This window comes from Flavobacterium sp. GW823-FHT04A11 (assembly GCF_058796535.1).
Map to the genome: position 1 here is coordinate 3,722,317 of NZ_CM179503.1, position 17,151 is coordinate 3,739,467.

The following is a 17,151-nucleotide window of genomic DNA, read 5'->3' on the forward strand; positions in this document are numbered from 1 at the left end:
TATTTCAATCAATTATACGTCGTTACTTATAGTGAAATTAAGTCTTTTTCATTAATAAAAATACTATTTACTATTGTAAAATTGCTTATTCCATTTATTATAATTACATTTGTAAACATCACCTTTTAATAATGTAATTTACAATGGTAAACATCGATGATTTTGTAAAAAGGCTTGAAATAATACTAGATTATTATGCTTTAAATGCCTCTTCTTTTGCGGATAAAATTGGCGTGCAGCGCTCCAGTATGTCTCACCTACTTTCGGGAAGAAACAAACCAAGTCTGGATTTTGTACTCAAAATTTTAGATGTTTTTCCGGATGTCGATCTTTATTGGATTTTAAACGGCAAAGGAACTTTTCCTAAAAGTGAAGAAGAAACTGTTATTCCAAAAATTGAAAACACAACAGAAATTGAAAAACCTTCTGCTCCTGTCCCATCAAATGAAAATTTAATTGCTACAAATCTGTTTTCGGAAATGAATCATAAAGAAACAGAAAATCCTGAAAAAAGAATTTCTCCGGAAATTAAAAACTCAAATTTGAATTCAGTAGAAGGCGAAATTGAGAAAATTGTATTTTTTTATAAAAACGGGACATTTAAGGTATATATCCCGTAATTTGAATTTTTCGCGTATTTGAAAATTTTTTAAAATATTTTTCAAATAAGAGATTCTCACGTAAGCAAAAAAATATTGAAAATTTAGAACCAAACTCCATTTTCAGGAATTTTGCCTAAAACTCCTTTATAATGTTCTTTCAAAATTTCGAGATCAGCTTCGTAATTTCCTGTTGGATAAAAAGGTCTTCCAAGATTCACTTCTTTTTTACCCCAATCAAAAGCTACCGGAACAATGGGCACATTTGCTTTAAGCGCTATATAATAAAATCCGCTTCTAATTTCTTTAACTCCTTTTCGTGTTCCCTCCGGAGCGACTGCCAGACGAAAAACTTCTTTTCTGTCAAAAATAGCGGCAATAGAATCTACTTTATTCAAACCACCAGTTCTGTCTAAAGGTTCGCCGCCCATATATTTAAAATAATACCCAAACGGAAAAGTAAATAATTCTTTTTTTCCAACCCAATTCATTTGCAATCCGGAAATTCCGCGGGTTAAAACTCCCAAATAAAAGTCATGATTGCTAGTGTGAGGCATCACCATCAGGATACATTTTTTTACTTCGGCATTTTCTATCCCTACTATTTTCCAGCCCATTAACTTAAAAAAAATGAACTTGTATAAATCTTTCTTCATTAAATTTATTATTTGATGCAAAATAAAAGATTTTAATGCTAATTTTGAGTAAAAGCACTACAAAATGATTCAAAAAATATTCAGTTATCTGATTCCAATAAAAATATTTAAAAAGAAATCAGCCCGAAGTAAAATGATCGAAGTTACCTGGGCAAATGGAGAATTAGTTTTAGATTCTGAAAACACCAATTATTCATACGGAAGTTTGCAGCGTATATTAAGGTATGGATTGCGAAATATTGGATATGAGAACATTCTGAAAATGAATCATATCTTATTGCTGGGCGTTGCCGGCGGAAGCGTGATTAAAACTCTTGTTGACGAAATAGAATATAAAGGTAAAATTACAGGAGTTGAAATTGATCCCGATATGATTCAGATTGCAAATCAATATTTTAATCTTGACCAGATTAAGCAACTCGAAATTGTGATCGATGATGCTTTTGAGTTTGTGCTAAAAACCAAAGACAAATATGATTTGATTATTATTGATGTTTTTGAAGATATAAAAATGCCGAATTTTTTGTTTGAAACATTCTTTACAGACCGTGTTTTTTCATTATTAAAAAATGAAGGCTTTGTGCTTTTTAATACCATGATTTTGGATGAAGCACATAATGTTAGAAATAAAAAGTATATTTCAGAAATAAATCCTAAATTGTTTTCCTCAAAAATGTTGCCCCGCATAGAGGTTCACAACGAATTAATTATCATTGAAAAAGTTGCTTAATTTACCATTTTATGAAGACCCTAGTTTCTATTTTAAAATCCTTGCCACCTACTAAAGTTATCGATTCAAGTATAGATTTTTCAAAATATGTAGCATTAGATTTATCTGTAACCAACAAAGAACTGGTGGAGAAAAAACCATCAAACGCCTCTGATTTTGAAGATTATATATCAGATTATTTAAAAAAGAACGATGCCGAAATTGCTTTTGGCGGTTATATTGAAGGACGGAATTTATATAAAAGAAGTACCATTTTTAAAAACGAAAATAATCCGGAACGCAACATTCATATTGGTTTGGATTTATGGGGAAAAGTGGGTACGTCGATTGTAGCTCCGCTTGACGGAAAAATTCATAGTTTTAAAAATAATGAAGGTTTAGGCGATTACGGGCCAACGATTATATTGGAGCATGAAATTGAAAATGAAAAATTTTATACTTTATACGGACATTTATCGTTAGAAAGTATAGAAAACTTAACCGTTGGGACTGTTTTTAGAAAAGGTGAAAGTTTTGCAACCTTTGGAGATTCTACAATTAATGGAGATTATGCACCTCATTTGCATTTTCAGATTATAAATAATATTGAAAATTATAATGGCGATTATCCCGGAGTCTGCAATATAAATGACTTAAATTTTTACATAGAAAACTGTCCCGACCCTAACTTATTATTAAAAATAACATAAATAGTTATGAAGAAAGCAGGATTGATTATATGTTTGTTGTTGCTAATTGGCTGTAAGTCCAAAAATATTAGCAGAGATACCGAAGATTTAAAAATTAAAAAAGTTGTGGCGTCCGAAATTAGTTCCTCACAGCAACAAAAAGCGTACGATTTAGGCAAGCGGGTTTTAGAAACCTGCAATACCTCTAAGTTTAAACCTTTTAATGAAACCGAAGTTACACAATCTGTAATGGAAAACACAACAGAAGAACGCTTAACAAAAACCTGCCAGCGATTTAGACAATATTATGGCAATTTTATAGATTTGAAATTAGACGGTGTCTACAAAACAAAACAAGAAACTATTTATCGTTACCACGCCTTGTACTCTAAAAAAGTAGCCAATAAGGAATTACGTGTTTTTGTAAATGAAAATAATTTAGTTTCTGCTATAAAATCAATGGATTGGGATGAAAAGTTCGAATCCCAAATAACAGATTAATAAATTAAACTATGATTTTAAAATTCCCTCTTTTTGTGTTATTGTTGATTTCAACATTCTCTAATGCTCAGGAAACCATGATTGTAAATGGTTCTAAACCATATCCAGCAACACAAAATTATACTTTTATCTGCGAAAAATATGCGTATACGGGCGAAGCAAACGTTCAGATTGCAAAAACAGAAAAAGGCGGAATTTTAAAATTAACAATCGCAACGGCAAATGACAAAGCCCGAATTGCCGGAGGAGTTTATGTAGATTTGGCCAATGCCGATGTTATCGCCTGCGTTGATAAAAATGTAAAAGAATCTTCAGATGGAAAAACAACTTCCTATTATTATTTTACACCGGCAGAAATGAATAAATTGAAAAATACTGATATTAAGGGAATTAGATTCATTATTACAGGAAATTCAAATACTTTTGGCAACCAGACCGGATATTTTACAGCGGTAAATAAAATATCTTATTTTTCTACAGCGTTCGACCAATCCAAAAAAACATTCAATACAGCAAAAGAAATTAGCGTTTTATAAAGATTTTTTCCTTTAATAAATCTTATATTTATATTCTAATTGTATTTTATGAACCCGAACGAAAACTTAATTGCCAAATTTTATACTGCTTTTGCCAACGCCGATTACCAAACAATGAGTGAATGTTATCATCCAAAAATTCATTTTATTGATCCCGCTTTTGGTTTATTAAAAGAAGAACAAGTTTCTGATATGTGGAAAATGTTGCTTTTAAGAAGTAAGGGCAATCTTAAAATTGAGTTCTTTAATGTAAAAGCTGACGATTCTACCGGATCTGCAAATTGGGTTGCGACTTATAATTTTAGCAAAACCAACAGAAAAGTAATCAATAGAATTGCTGCCGAATTTATTTTTCAGGACGGTCTAATCATCAAACACACAGATAGTTTTGATGTTTGGAAATGGTCAAAACAAGCTTTCGGTTTTAAAGGACTACTCTTGGGATGGACAGGTTTTTTTCAGAGCAAAATAAAAGAACAAGCTTTGTTATCACTCAAAAAATTTCAACAAGCACAATAATTTTTAATTATTTAAAAATACAAACCCGACAGCTTTTCATTAGCATGTCGGGTTTTTTATTTATTATAAGAAGCAGAAATATTTGGTTTTCAAGACCATTTGTCCCGCTTTCGGCTTTATCTCTCCGTTTCACTGCGAGGATACCGCCTCTATCGGGGCTAGTTTAGAAATATTGTAATTTATTAAAGATAAAAAACATAACAGATTACACTTAACCGCAAGGAACGCAAGGTTTTGCATGTAATTTTATAAAAAACAAAAGTTCGCAAAGCTATTATTAAACTTTGCGAACTTTGCGTAAGCCTTTGCGCTCTTTGCGGTTAAATTTAAACAACCCTAAAAGTAAATTTCTAAAACTTAAACCACTTTTCAACCAACTCATCTTCAAACGAAGTTGCATTTTTATGAATAAACTCGTTAGTGTTTTTATTATAAGAATAATCCAAAGCCCAGGTTTCATGATTTTGAGCTAAATCTTTAATACTTTCACAAACAAAAGCTATTTCTTCATCCGTTGTTGTTGGGTGAATCGACATTCTGATCCATCCCGGTTTTTTGATCAAATCACCAATTGTAATTTCGTTCACCAGTTTGTTTGAAGTTTCCTGATCTACATGAAGTAAAAAATGACCGTAAGTTCCGGCGCAGCTGCAACCGCCTCTGGTTTGAATTCCGAATTTATCATTCAATAATTTTACACCTAAATTAAAATGTAAGTTTTCAATAAAAAAGGAAACAACTCCTAAACGATTTTTATGCTGACCCGCAAGAATTTTAATATTCTCGATTGGTTCTAATTCACTAAAAACATAATCAACAATTTCGTGCTCGCGCTGCAAAATGTTTTCGATTCCCATTTCTTCTTTTAGCTCAATTGCCAAAGCCGTTTTTATAACCTGAAGAAAACCTGGAGTTCCACCATCTTCGCGATCTTCAATATTGTCGATATATTTATGTTCACCCCAAGGATTTGTCCAGCTTACGGTTCCTCCGCCAGGACAATCAGGAATCATATTATTGTATAATTTTTTATTGAAAATTAAAACTCCCGAAGTTCCGGGACCACCCAAAAATTTGTGCGGAGAAAAGAAAATAGCATCCAAATACGCTTCCGGATCTGAAGGATGCATATCAATTTCTACGTAAGGTCCTGAACAGGCAAAATCTACAAAGCAAACCCCATTATGCTGGTGCATTAATTTGGCTGCTTCATGAAAAGGAGTTTTCAAACCCGTAACATTCGAACAAGACGTAATCGAAGCAATTTTAATTGTACGATCAGCATATTTTTCCAGCAACTCTTCTAAATTATCCAGACAAAAAAGTCCTTTTTCGCAAGAAGGAATAATTTCAACATCGGCAATAGTCTCTAACCATGACGTTTGATTAGAATGATGTTCCATGTGCGAAATAAAAACAATTGGCTTTTTTTCGGCAGGAACGGTGATAAAATCTTTTAAATTTTCCGGAATTTTCAAACCCAGAATACGTTGAAATTTATTGATAACGCCCGTCATTCCGGTTCCATCAGTAATCAAAACATCATCCTGATTGGCATTCGTATGGCGTTTAATAATATGTCTGGCATGATGATAAGCTTTTGTCATGGCAGTACCTGACACAGTAGTTTCGGTATGTGTATTGGCTACAAAAGGTCCAAATTCATTAAGAAGTTTCTCTTCAATTGGTCGATATAACCTTCCACTAGCCGTCCAGTCCGTATAAATGATCTTTTTTTGACCGTACGCAGATGTAAATTCCTGATTTATTCCAACAATATCTTTTCTAAAATCCTGAAAATACGTTTCTAAACTGATGGTATTATTTTTGCTATTCATTAGTGTGCCTGAGTTTGATTGCAAATATATTGCTTTTTTATAGAATTGTGAATTTATCAATTATAAACTTCAAACATTAAATAACCTTTTAGTATCTTTAATTAATTGGTATTTTTTTGAATAAATTATCATAATATTCTATCGGATTAATAGGGCATGTAAAACTTAACAATACCATTTATGGGAAATTTGTCTGTAGCCACTTTTGGTGGCGGATGTTTTTGGTGTATTGAAGCTGTAATTCAGCGGTTAAAAGGAATTGAATCTTTAAAATCGGGATTTTCCGGAGGATTTATTAAAAATCCGCCTTATCGTGAAGTTTGTACTGGCAGAACCGGTCACGCCGAAGTCATACAAGTTACTTATGATCCTGACATAATTTCATATCATGATCTTATTTATATTTTTATGACAAGCCATGATCCAACAACTTTAAATCGTCAGGGCGCAGATGTCGGAACTCAATATCGTTCTGTTATTTTATATCATGATGCAGAACAAAAAGAAATTGCAGAACAAGTTTTTGAAGAAGTAAAAACTTTTTATAACGATCCTATTGTAACACAACTAGTTGCATTTGAAAAATTTTACGATGCCGAAGAAGACCATCAAAATTATTACAACAACAATCAGGATGCTCGTTATTGCCAAATCGTAATTGATCCGAAAGTTCAAAAATTAAAAAAAATGTACGCAGATAAATTAGTAAATTAAATAAGGTTTTGCGACAGATTAAAAAAATTAAGAAAAGAGTAAAAAAAAGTTATTTTTAAACTAACCATTAAGAGATTAAGAAAAATTAAGGATTGCTTCTTAATATAATTTAGCTTCTTATTGATAAAGTAAATCAAACATATTATTTTAAACTAATCATTTAAGTACAGCTTCTTAATTTTTCTTAATCTCTTAATGGTAAAAAATAAAACATTTTATGTTTAAAAAAATCATTTTTTATCTGTGTAATCCGTGGCAAAAAAATAAAAAATAAAATGAAAAATTTAAAAATAAATAATCGATTTACTGCTGAATTACCTGCAGATCCAGGCGAAACAAATGAAATTCGTCAGGTTAAAAATGCGCTGTTTTCATATGTAAATCCAACAAAACCATCTGAGCCTAAATTAATTCACGCTTCTGAAGAAGTGGCTGAATTAGTTGGGATTTCTAAAGATGAAATCCAATCAGAAGAATTTTTGAATGCTTTTTCGGGAAAAGAAATTCTGCCAGACACAAAACCTTATGCAATGTGTTATGCCGGACATCAATTCGGAAATTGGGCTGGACAATTGGGCGATGGCCGCGCCATAAATTTAACGGAAGTTGAACATAACAATGAGTTTTTTACCTTGCAGTTAAAAGGTGCCGGAAAAACGCCATACTCCAGAACTGCTGATGGTCTAGCCGTTTTGCGTTCTTCAATAAGAGAATATTTATGTGCAGAAGCCATGCATTATTTAGGAGTTCCCACTACCCGATCGCTTTCGCTAATGCTTTCCGGAGATCAGGTTTTACGCGACATTTTATACAACGGAAATCCTGCTTATGAAAAAGGTGCTGTAGTTTGTCGTGTAGCGCCGTCTTTTATTCGTTTTGGAAGTTTTGAAATGCTTACAGCCAGAAACGAGCTTAAAAACTTAAAAGAGTTTGTGGAATATAATATCAAATATTATTTTCCGGAAATTAAAGGCGAACCAAAAGAACAATATATACAATTCTTTAAAAAAGTTGCCGATACAACCCGCGAAATGATTGTGCATTGGCAGCGTGTTGGTTTTGTTCATGGTGTAATGAACACCGATAATATGTCAATTCACGGAATCACAATTGATTACGGACCTTACGGCTGGCTGGAAAATTACGATCCGAACTGGACACCAAATACAACCGATAGTCAAAACAGAAGATACCGTTTTGGAAATCAGCCACAAGTTGCGCAATGGAATTTATATCAATTAGCCAATGCTCTCTATCCTTTAATTAATGAGGCAGAACCTTTAGAAAATATATTGGCATCATTTATTACAGATTTCGAAGAAGATTATAAAACAATGTCTTTAAGCAAATTAGGAATATTTACTTCAACTGAAGCTGATAGTAAATTAATTACTGGTTTAGAGACGATTTTACAATTATCAGAAACTGATATGACGATATTTTTTAGAAATTTAAGCAAGATCAAAAAAAACGATTCACCTGAAAGTGCCATTGAAAAAGTTACTGATGCATTTTATTCGGTAGAAGAAATTTCCGGGGATATTTTAGAATCCTGGAAAAAATGGTTTTCTGTTTATATTGAAAGATTAAATGCTGAAGTTCTTTCGGATGAAGATCGTTCAGGAAAAATGAATGCTATTAATCCAAAATATGTACTTCGAAATTATATGGCTCAATTAGCCATTTATGCTGCAGATCAGGGAGATTATTCTTTAATAAACGAATTGTATCTGCTCTTGCAAAAACCATACGACGAACAACCGGAATCTGAAAAATGGTTTGCAAAACGACCAGATTGGGCTCGATCTAAAGTTGGTTGTTCTATGCTATCTTGTAGCTCGTAAAGTTACTTTTTACTAATAATACTGCTCTCTCTTTAAATTTGATATTTTAAAGAGAGAGTTTTTTTTGCTTTTATTTTTTAAAAATTAAATATTAACAAGAAAAATTGTCTTATTTTGATACTTAAATGAATATTAAGCCATTATTTTTGTCCGAATTTTAAACTTAAAAATATGTCTAAGAAATTATTTTATTTATTAGGTATAGCAGCGACAATTATATTGGGGACAATTTTATTCCTTCATTTTTGTTGTAATTGCTGCATATCTACCAAAACAGTTCAGAACGGCGAACTACCTGTTAAAACATTAAAGAATAGCCGTAATCCTTTTATTCTTAACGGCCCTGAGATTAATTATCAATGTGATGCTAATTTTAATTTCTTAAAAAGCAATGGTACACTGATAACACCTGTTTCTGACTCTATAAATATGGGGATAGAAAAGCTAAAAACTATTTTAATTGCAAATCCAAATCAGAAAATCTCTATTACAGGATATGCAATGAAAGGTGAAAGCAATACAACTATTTTCGACAATCTTGGTTTGGCTCGTGCAAATGATATTAAGGATTACTTTGTATCTCTTGGTTTACCTGCTGCGCAATTTGATACAAACGGAGAATTATTAGATAATTGGGATGTAAGCAGCGACACTCTATTAGGTCCTGTAAACTTTAAATTGAATGCTCTTGTAGCTGCTAATTCATTTAAGGATAAGTTAAATGCAAATCCGCTTATCCTGCATTTTAACACTAATCAGGCAAATTACAATTTAGATGCTGAAGAGCTTCAAAAAATCAAAAATATTGTAAAATATACAATTCAAAATCCCGATGCAACCGTTTTAATCGTTGGGCATTCTGATAACAGTGGAAATCCTAATGCAAATATTCTTCTTGCAAAGAAGAGAGCTGAATTTGTTAAAAAATTCCTGATCAAAAACAGAATTGAACCTTCTCGTATTGAGACACAATCAAAAGGATCTGAGGAACCTATTGCCGAAAATAATACTCCTGAAGGAATGGCAAAAAACAGACGAACAGTAATTACTATAAAATAATTTAATTAAAAAATATATCATGAATATACCTTGTATCTTAATCCCTGCATTAGTTGGGATAATCTGTGGAATTTTAGGCTACTTAATTGGAAAAATGAATTCTAAAAAAGGAAACAATTATGAATCTGTGACTTATAAATCGGATCTGGAAAAATGTAGATCAACTATACAAGATTTAAATCTTAAAGTTTCATCTTTAGAAAATGATTTAGAATTTTGCAGAGAAAATAGTTTAAAATTAAATGCTAAAATTTCTGATTTATCAAAAGACACAAAGCATTCTAATTTTGTTTCAAATGTAAATCCTATTCCTTTTAATAATGTATTAGCTTCTACGATTTTAGATAAAAAAGTTAAAGAAAATGATCTAAAAATAATTGAAGGAATTGGTCCAAAAATTGAAGAATTATATCACAATGCCGGAATTAATACCTGGTTTGAATTGTCTAAAACTTCTGTTGAAAAATTACAAAATATTTTAAATGCCGCTGGAGAAGGTTTTACAATTCATAATCCGGGAACCTGGGCAAGACAAGCGGAACTGGCTTATCAGGGAAAATGGAAAGAATTGAAAGACTGGCAAGATGTTCTTGACGGTGGGAAAGAATAATTATAAATTTAAAAAGCTGGTTTGTAACCAGCTTTTTTTTTATGTTTTTTAAGCATTTATCTGAAAATATTATTATCCGTTAGGCAGAAGTAATAAAATCCACAATCATATTAGCATGGATACGCGAGTTTTCAATAAACCATTTATGCGTTTGCATTCCGCCACAAACGACACCGGCAAGAAATAATCCTTTAACATTAGTTTCCATGGTTTCAGGATTGTAAGATGGAATTTTCAATTCATCGTTAGAAAGTTCGATGCCCATATCTTCCAGAAAAGTTAAATCTGGTTTGTAACCTGTCAAAGCTAAAACAAAGTCATTTTCAATTGTCACTTTTCCGTTTGGCGTATAAATTTCTACCTGATTTTCTGTAATATTAGTAATATTTGATTCAAAATACGCTTTAATACTTCCTTCTGCAATTCGGTTTTCTATATCAGGTTTAACCCAATATTTCACCCTGTTGTTTATCTCATTTTTGCGAATTACCATCGTAACATTGGCACCTTTTCGCCAACATTCTAAAGCCGCATCTACAGAAGAATTATTCGCGCCAACGACCAAAATATTTCTAAAAGCATATTCATGAGCTTCTTTATAATAATGACGAACTTTTTGTAACTCCTCACCTTTTATATGCATCTCAATCGGAATATCATAAAAACCTGTAGCAATTACAACGTTTTTGGCTTCGTAAATATTTTTATCAGATGTTATTTTGAAAATTGAGTTCTCCTGTTTTTTAACACTAAGTACTCTTTCAAATAAATTAATCGAAAAATTAAAATAACGGTGAATATTTCGGTAATATTCCAATGCTTCCTGACGACCTGGTTTTGGAGCGAGGCAATTAAATGGGATATCGCCAATTTCTAGTCTTTCAGCCGTTGAAAAAAAAGTCATATATAAAGGATAGTTGAAAATACTATTTACAATTGCACCTTTTTCAATAATTAAATAACGCAGTTTCTTTTTTTGAGCTTCAATTGCGCAGGCCAAACCAATTGGTCCGCCTCCCACAATAATCAAATCGTATTCTGTCATAATTTATTGTTTTTCCCAATCTTTAAAAGGGTTTTTACTCAAATAAGCGTTATAATATCTTTGATCATTTGTAACTTCTTCACCAAGCCAGTCCGGTTTTTCAAAAGATTCTGTTTCCGATTCCAATTCAATCTCGGCCATTATCAAACCTTCATTTTCTCCATAAAATTCATCTACTTCAAAAACATGTTTTCCGGCTTTGATTTCATAGCGTGTTTTTTCGATTTTACCTTTTTCACATAATTTTAATAATTCCTGTGCTTCGTCAAGCGGAATTTCATTTTCCCACTCAAAACGCGACATTCCGCCATGTTGCCCAATTCCCTTTATGGTAATAAATCCTTTATTTCCTTTAATTCTCACGCGCACTGTTCGTTCAGGAAGAGAACTTAAATAGCCCTGAGCAATGTTATTTTGAGTAAAAGCCTGTTCTTTAAAATCACCAGATTTTACAAGAAACTTTCTTTCTATTTCAATCATTTCAACTGCAAATTAAATTTTTACTGCAAGTTACTCATTTTAATTCAGTCATGAAATTGCTATTCCTTGATATAAACAATTTATTTCGATTTTGTAACTATCTAAAAATTAGAATATTAAATTTAAAATATCTGATAATGAAAACATTATGTATTTATTTTTTTGTTAAATTTGATAGCATCTTTAATTATCTGAATTGTGTAGATTAATAATAATTATTAGATCAATGGTGAAGTTTAATTAAAATATACTGCCATGAATGTACCTTATATCTTAATACCGGTTCTGGTTGGTTTAATCTGTGGAATATTAGGTTACCTACTTGGAAAGATGAATTCGAAAAAAGACGTTTCTCTCGCTGCTGCTTTGCAAGCTGATTTAGACGCATGCAAAGCAAATACTAAAAACTTACACCTGAAAATTTCATCGCTTGAAGCTGATCTTGAAGCTACTAGTAATATTTCGAATACTGCTCAATCTTTTTCGGAAATTAAAACACCTGAATTTCTTTTTAATGAAAATTTGGCTGCAAAAGTTTACAATCAAAAAATAAATGAAAATGATTTAAAAATTGTAGAAGGAATCGGGCCAAAAATTGAAACTTTATTGAATGTTGCCGGAATTAATACATGGCAGGAATTATCAGAGGCATCAACGGAAAAACTACAAGCTGTTTTAGATGCCGGTGGAGAAAATTACGCAATGCATAATCCAAGTACATGGGCAAAACAAGCTTTGTTGGCCTATGAAGGAAAATGGGAGGATTTGAAAGATTTTCAGGAAAATATATTGGGTGGAAAAGAATAGTGAAGAAAGATTATAGAAGAAAGATTCAAGAAGAAAGACTCTTTTTTTATGCTTTATCCAAGAAGTTTGAATCCCAGTTTTTAGTTGTATTATACCACAATTGACCGTTGGAAACTTCAAGAGGACAATCAAAATTATTGGTATAAAGTGCGCCAGTTCCCAAACCTTGTGGCATTTTTGAATTTTGTAAAAACGTCCATTGCGCAATGGCATTTAATCCAATATTACTTTCAAGTGCCGATGTGATCCACCAGCCAATATTATATTTCTCTGCAAGTGTAATCCATTCCTGAGTTCCTCTAAAACCACCAATAAAACTAGGTTTTAAAATAATATATTGTGGCTTGATTTCCTGTAAAAGTTTTTCTTTTTCTTCTAATGAAAAAACACCTATCAGTTCTTCATCCAAAGCAATCGGAAATGGTGTTGTTTCACAGAGACTTTTCATTGCCTCGATATTTCCTTTTTTAATAGGCTGTTCAATACTATGAAGTTGAAATTGATCTAATTGCTTGAGTTTATCTAAAGCTTCATTTAAGCCAAAAGCGCCATTTGCATCAACGCGGATTTCTATTTGTTCTGCAGAGAAATGGCTTCTTATAAATTGCAATAATTCTAATTCTTTTTGAAAATCTATAGCCCCAATTTTAAGTTTGATGCATTTAAAACCATCCGCTAGTTTTTCTTCAATTTGCTGTTTCATAAAAGATGGTTCACCCATCCAAACCAAGCCATTTATGGTAATTGATTGCGCATTATTGGTGAAATTAGAAGGAAATAATACATACGGATTTTCACTTTTTAAGGATAAAAAAGCCATTTCAATTCCGAATTGTATCGACGGAAATTCCAATAAAGCTTCCCAAAGGGCGGTTTCTCCTAAATGAATATTTTCGCACGCCCATTTTAATTTTTCTTCATAATCTTCTCGATCATCAGCACTTAAACCGCGTAAAATACCACACTCGCCTATTCCTTTTTTACCCTCGTTTTCAAGAATGATAAACCAGGTTTCTTTTTCGGTCATAACACCACGCGACGTTCCTGACGGGCGTTTGAATTCAAGCATGTATTTGTGATAAGTTGCTTTCATGGTTTTTTGAACCATATAAGTGATATAAATAAGTCGAAGTTTTGCTGTAAAACTATTTAAATGAACTTATATCACTTATATGGTGAAAATTTTTTAATTATAAAGTTTTAAGATTTTTTCGAAATCTTTTGATGGCAATCCTGCTTTTTGAAATGCAGCAAAATCAAGTTTCGTTTTCTCTGTCCAGCTCAAACTGTCAGTGACGTTTTGGGTTTGGTATTTTTTATAAATCGCTTTTGCTTCGCTGTAATCATCACTAACTAAATAAACGTGAGCAAGATTCAGTTTTACCAACAATTCTGTATCGTCGAGTTTTTCACCTTCTTTTAATGCTTTAATTGCTTTTGCATATTGTTTTGTCAAAATATAGCAATATCCAATAGAGCTGTAATCCAGCGCTGTGGCTTTTCCGTCATTAATGATGGTGTTTAATTTTGGAATTGCTTCGTTGTATTTTTGCGCTTTTATTAATACCGAAGCTTGTGTTCTCAAGTCGTTATAAACGTTTTTAGAAATATCGGCATCTCCGTAACAGGCATTCCCAAAATCTTTGTATGCTTTATTTTTCTCAATAGGCAATAGTTTTTGGAATTCTGAATAACGATATTTTTTTATAATTTTATCCAAAATACAAACGCAAAAATCGTCAGAATTGGCCATTTTTTGTGCCATTGTTGATGTTTTGCATAAACTGATAATTTCGTTTTTGTTATCCTGATTCCAGCCTCGATTTAGTTTTGTATCAACCCACGGCACAACTTCTAAAACAATTTTTTGATTCATAACCCAGTTTTTACTGTGAAAACCAAACCAAATTGTACTTATGTTTTGACCTAAACAAGACGATTTATCCAGCGATAATCGTTTTGCATCTTTACTGACAGCGTCAACTTGTGCGTAACAGGCTTTATCTGTTTTTCCGTCTTCAATATATTTTTTTGCGTTTTCACCTGAAGTAAATAATGCATAAGTACAAGTGTCGTCTCCGGAAATTTTTGACATTAAAAAAACAGCACCGGCAGAACCCTGACTTATTCCTGTAGGATCCGGAATCGCCTTTAGTACTGAAACCAGACTATTTGCCATTTGTTGATTCTCGTCTAAAAGTGTAATTCTATACACAATTTCAGTTGTACCAACAGGTAAATCTTCGGTTGTCAGCGCGATTCTGTCACGGGCGTACACTATAATTTCTTTTGTAGTAGCTCGTTCTTTGTCCCAGTAACCATCTTTTTGTGCAAAAGAGTTATATGAAATAGAAATTAAAAGAAATAGGACTAGTTTTTTGAAAGTCATATTATTTTTTTTGCCACAAATTACACTAATTTTCTCTAATTGTTTGTTCGCCACAGATTTCAGATTAAAATGATTAAGCTTTATTTATCCATTTTCATTTCGAAAAGGAGAAAATCACACATTAAACGCTGCAAAGAAAACAGTAATCTTTGACAATTAGTTATTGCAATTTTCCTCGTAGAAATGACATATATTGTGCCAAAATAATTTTCTTATGAAAACTAAAGCCATAGCCCCGATAGAGGCGGTATCCTTTTTTGAGGCAAATTTTTCATTGCCTCAAAAAAGATATAGCCGAAAGCGGGAAATAGCTCCTTATCATTCGGCTCCGCTCAGATGACAAATTATTCCTTAATTTATAGCTCGATTGATTCTCCTATATTAAGAAGCATCAAATCTTTTCCTTTATCAAAAAATTTGCGAATGGCATCTTCATGGTTGATTTCGATATAACCAAATGTATCAAAATGATAACCCAGAATTTTATCACATTCTACAAAATCAGAAGCAATAATAGCATCTTCAACATCCATTGTAAAATTATTTCCGATTGGAAGAATAGCCAAATCTAATTTTGTTCTTAACGGAATCAATTTCATATCCATTGTAAGTGCTGTATCGCCGGCAATATAGATATTTTTATGCTCGCTTTCGATTACAAAACCTCCGGGATTTCCGCCGTAACTTCCGTCAGGAAAAGAACTGGAGTGAATTGCGTTTACATATTTTACTTTTCCGAAATCAAATTTCCAGCTTCCACCGTGATTCATCGGATGCGCTTTTAATTCTCTTTGTGCATAATAACTCGTAATTTCTGCATTAGAAACGATTGTAGCATTGGTGCGTTTTGCAATAGCTTCAACGTCCAGAACGTGATCGCCATGTGCATGCGTTAGTAAAATATAATCTGCTTTAAGTGTGTTTATGTCGATTGCTGCAGCTTTTGGATTTCCAGTAATAAAAGGATCAACAAGAATATGTTTTCCTCCTACTTCGATCCCTAAAGAAGCATGTCCGTAAAATGTAATTTTCATTTGATGAGTTTTAAAAGTTGAACTTTATTTTATCTTCCGCCTAAAAAAAGATTAACAAATATGTCTGAAATCAGCGAAATCATACATACTGTCAATAATATAGATAGCAGGAATGTACTAAGTGCGAGTTTTTTTAATTCAGGATCTAATAACTTAGGATTCTGGTTTTTATAAACGGTAATTAAATGTTTAGTTAAAGGAATATAAGCCAGTAAAAACAAATATTGATCGAAACGGTAATGGCTTAAAATTGCAAAAACCACTACCAAAAGCATTGCGGTAATAATTAATGTAAAATGATAAATCTTTGCTTTTGCTCCGCCAATTTGTACTACGATTGTATTTTTTCCGGATTTTCTGTCTGATTCTTCATCGCGCATATTGTTCAGGTTTAAAACACCAACGCTTAATAAACCTATTGAAATTGCAGGTAAAATTAATATCGGATCTACTTCTTTTGAATATAAAAAATTCACGCCTAAAGTACTTACCAATCCGAAGAAAATAAACACAAATAGATCTCCAAAACCTTTATAACCATAAGCTGAATTACCAATGGTATAGCGAATTGCAGAAGCAATTGCGGCGATTCCTAATAATAAAAAGAAAATAGAATATCCAAAATTACTTTCTCCAAAAGCAAAATAAATCAGGATTATTGCAGATAAAAGCGTTAATAATGACGTTATTATAATAGCTTTTTTCATCGCTTGCGGCGTGATAACACCGCTTTGTATAGCACGCTGTGGACCAACTCGGTCGGCATTGTCGGTACCTTTTACGCCGTCGCCGTAATCATTTGCAAAATTGGATAAAACCTGTAAACCAAGTGTTGTTATAAGTGCAAAGCCAAAAATTTTCCAGCTAAAAACTTCTGTTGGTGTATCAATAGTCGAGGTTGGGTTTGATAAGGCGTATATACTTCCTACGATAATTCCGGAAACTGATAAAGGCAATGTGCGCAATCTGGCGGCTTCAATCCAATGTTTCATTATTTTTTATTTTAGATTTTCTAGAAAAGTTTTCAGTCCCAGTGTCAGTTTTCAGACTTAGCTGTAACTTAAAATTGGTTTGATTATATTTTTATTTAAATTCTTAAAAAACTTTCAGACCAGTATCCGT

19 protein-coding genes are annotated in these 17,151 nt (G+C 32.3%); 11 read left to right on the forward strand and 8 right to left on the reverse strand.

Translation table 11 applies throughout. The features are described 5' to 3' along the window. Positions 1–143: 143 nt before the first annotated feature. Positions 144–620 carry a helix-turn-helix transcriptional regulator gene (locus tag AC3QL1_RS16170; protein WP_492492964.1) on the forward strand — a complete coding sequence of 159 codons (477 nt, stop codon included), beginning with the start codon at positions 144–146 and terminating at the stop codon, positions 618–620. An 83-nt stretch (positions 621–703) separates the two neighbouring features. Here the strand turns inward: AC3QL1_RS16170 and AC3QL1_RS16175 are convergent, their stop codons facing one another. Continuing rightward, positions 704–1,255 (reverse strand): 1-acyl-sn-glycerol-3-phosphate acyltransferase, encoded by a 552-nt coding sequence (locus tag AC3QL1_RS16175; RefSeq protein ID WP_492492966.1) that lies wholly within the window; start codon positions 1,253–1,255, stop codon positions 704–706. Positions 1,256–1,319: 64 nt separating this feature from the next. Here AC3QL1_RS16175 and AC3QL1_RS16180 point away from each other — a divergent pair, with 64 nt between their 5' ends. The 5 genes from AC3QL1_RS16180 to AC3QL1_RS16200 are packed head-to-tail and all read left to right on the forward strand — an operon-like array spanning position 1,320 to position 4,209. Next, positions 1,320–1,985, forward strand: coding sequence for a spermidine synthase (locus AC3QL1_RS16180; protein ID WP_492492968.1), 666 nt, complete (start codon positions 1,320–1,322; stop codon positions 1,983–1,985). Between the two features lie 11 nt (positions 1,986–1,996). Beyond that, positions 1,997–2,674, forward strand: coding sequence for a peptidoglycan DD-metalloendopeptidase family protein (locus AC3QL1_RS16185; RefSeq protein ID WP_492492969.1), 678 nt, complete (start codon positions 1,997–1,999; stop codon positions 2,672–2,674). A gap of 6 nt (positions 2,675–2,680) precedes the next feature. Continuing rightward, positions 2,681–3,154 (forward strand): hypothetical protein, encoded by a 474-nt coding sequence (locus AC3QL1_RS16190; RefSeq protein ID WP_492492971.1) that lies wholly within the window; start codon positions 2,681–2,683, stop codon positions 3,152–3,154. Between the two features lie 11 nt (positions 3,155–3,165). After that, on the forward strand, positions 3,166–3,690 hold the full coding sequence (locus tag AC3QL1_RS16195) for a hypothetical protein (RefSeq protein WP_492492972.1): 525 nt from the start codon (positions 3,166–3,168) through the stop codon (positions 3,688–3,690). A 48-nt stretch (positions 3,691–3,738) separates the two neighbouring features. Next, positions 3,739–4,209, forward strand: coding sequence for a nuclear transport factor 2 family protein (locus AC3QL1_RS16200; RefSeq protein ID WP_492492973.1), 471 nt, complete (start codon positions 3,739–3,741; stop codon positions 4,207–4,209). A gap of 350 nt (positions 4,210–4,559) precedes the next feature. On the opposite strand, the gene AC3QL1_RS16205 is transcribed toward AC3QL1_RS16200, so the two are convergent. After that, on the reverse strand, positions 4,560–6,047 hold the full coding sequence (locus tag AC3QL1_RS16205) for an aminotransferase class V-fold PLP-dependent enzyme (protein WP_492492975.1): 1,488 nt from the start codon (positions 6,045–6,047) through the stop codon (positions 4,560–4,562). A gap of 180 nt (positions 6,048–6,227) precedes the next feature. Between AC3QL1_RS16205 and msrA the strand changes: the two genes are divergently transcribed. The 4 genes from msrA to AC3QL1_RS16225 all read left to right on the forward strand — a co-directional run bounded on the left by msrA (position 6,228) and on the right by AC3QL1_RS16225 (position 10,274). Next, entirely contained in the window at positions 6,228–6,761 is a 534-nt protein-coding gene (gene msrA, locus AC3QL1_RS16210) for a peptide-methionine (S)-S-oxide reductase MsrA (protein ID WP_492492977.1), read from the forward strand. 275 nt (positions 6,762–7,036) lie between these two features. Continuing rightward, the gene (locus tag AC3QL1_RS16215) at positions 7,037–8,605 is read left to right on the forward strand and encodes a protein adenylyltransferase SelO (protein WP_492492978.1); all 1,569 of its coding nucleotides are present in this window, start codon (positions 7,037–7,039) and stop codon (positions 8,603–8,605) included. 171 nt (positions 8,606–8,776) lie between these two features. Then, positions 8,777–9,664, forward strand: a complete 888-nt coding sequence (locus AC3QL1_RS16220) for an OmpA family protein (protein ID WP_492492980.1) — start codon at positions 8,777–8,779, stop codon at positions 9,662–9,664. Positions 9,665–9,683: 19 nt separating this feature from the next. Further along, positions 9,684–10,274 carry a helix-hairpin-helix domain-containing protein gene (locus tag AC3QL1_RS16225; RefSeq protein ID WP_492492982.1) on the forward strand — a complete coding sequence of 197 codons (591 nt, stop codon included), beginning with the start codon at positions 9,684–9,686 and terminating at the stop codon, positions 10,272–10,274. A gap of 79 nt (positions 10,275–10,353) precedes the next feature. Here the strand turns inward: AC3QL1_RS16225 and AC3QL1_RS16230 are convergent, their stop codons facing one another. Both AC3QL1_RS16230 and AC3QL1_RS16235 read right to left on the reverse strand, forming a co-directional pair. After that, positions 10,354–11,319: a YpdA family putative bacillithiol disulfide reductase gene (locus AC3QL1_RS16230; RefSeq protein WP_492492984.1), complete on the reverse strand. Its 966-nt coding sequence runs from the start codon at positions 11,317–11,319 to the stop codon at positions 10,354–10,356. Between the two features lie 3 nt (positions 11,320–11,322). Then, the gene (locus tag AC3QL1_RS16235; protein ID WP_492492986.1) at positions 11,323–11,799 is read right to left on the reverse strand and encodes a CYTH domain-containing protein; all 477 of its coding nucleotides are present in this window, start codon (positions 11,797–11,799) and stop codon (positions 11,323–11,325) included. A gap of 255 nt (positions 11,800–12,054) precedes the next feature. Here AC3QL1_RS16235 and AC3QL1_RS16240 point away from each other — a divergent pair, with 255 nt between their 5' ends. After that, a complete protein-coding gene (locus tag AC3QL1_RS16240; protein ID WP_492492988.1) occupies positions 12,055–12,606 on the forward strand; it encodes a helix-hairpin-helix domain-containing protein in 552 nt (183 codons plus the stop codon). 46 nt (positions 12,607–12,652) lie between these two features. Here the strand turns inward: AC3QL1_RS16240 and AC3QL1_RS16245 are convergent, their stop codons facing one another. The 4 genes from AC3QL1_RS16245 to menA all read right to left on the reverse strand — a co-directional run bounded on the left by AC3QL1_RS16245 (position 12,653) and on the right by menA (position 17,021). Beyond that, positions 12,653–13,699, reverse strand: coding sequence for an o-succinylbenzoate synthase (locus AC3QL1_RS16245; protein WP_492492989.1), 1,047 nt, complete (start codon positions 13,697–13,699; stop codon positions 12,653–12,655). 93 nt (positions 13,700–13,792) lie between these two features. Beyond that, positions 13,793–14,995: a tetratricopeptide repeat protein gene (locus AC3QL1_RS16250; protein ID WP_492492991.1), complete on the reverse strand. Its 1,203-nt coding sequence runs from the start codon at positions 14,993–14,995 to the stop codon at positions 13,793–13,795. 356 nt (positions 14,996–15,351) lie between these two features. Then, a complete protein-coding gene (locus AC3QL1_RS16255; protein WP_492492992.1) occupies positions 15,352–16,029 on the reverse strand; it encodes a metal-dependent hydrolase in 678 nt (225 codons plus the stop codon). Positions 16,030–16,058: 29 nt separating this feature from the next. After that, positions 16,059–17,021 (reverse strand): 1,4-dihydroxy-2-naphthoate octaprenyltransferase, encoded by a 963-nt coding sequence (menA, locus tag AC3QL1_RS16260; protein WP_492492994.1) that lies wholly within the window; start codon positions 17,019–17,021, stop codon positions 16,059–16,061. Between the last annotated feature and the right edge of the window lie 130 nt (positions 17,022–17,151).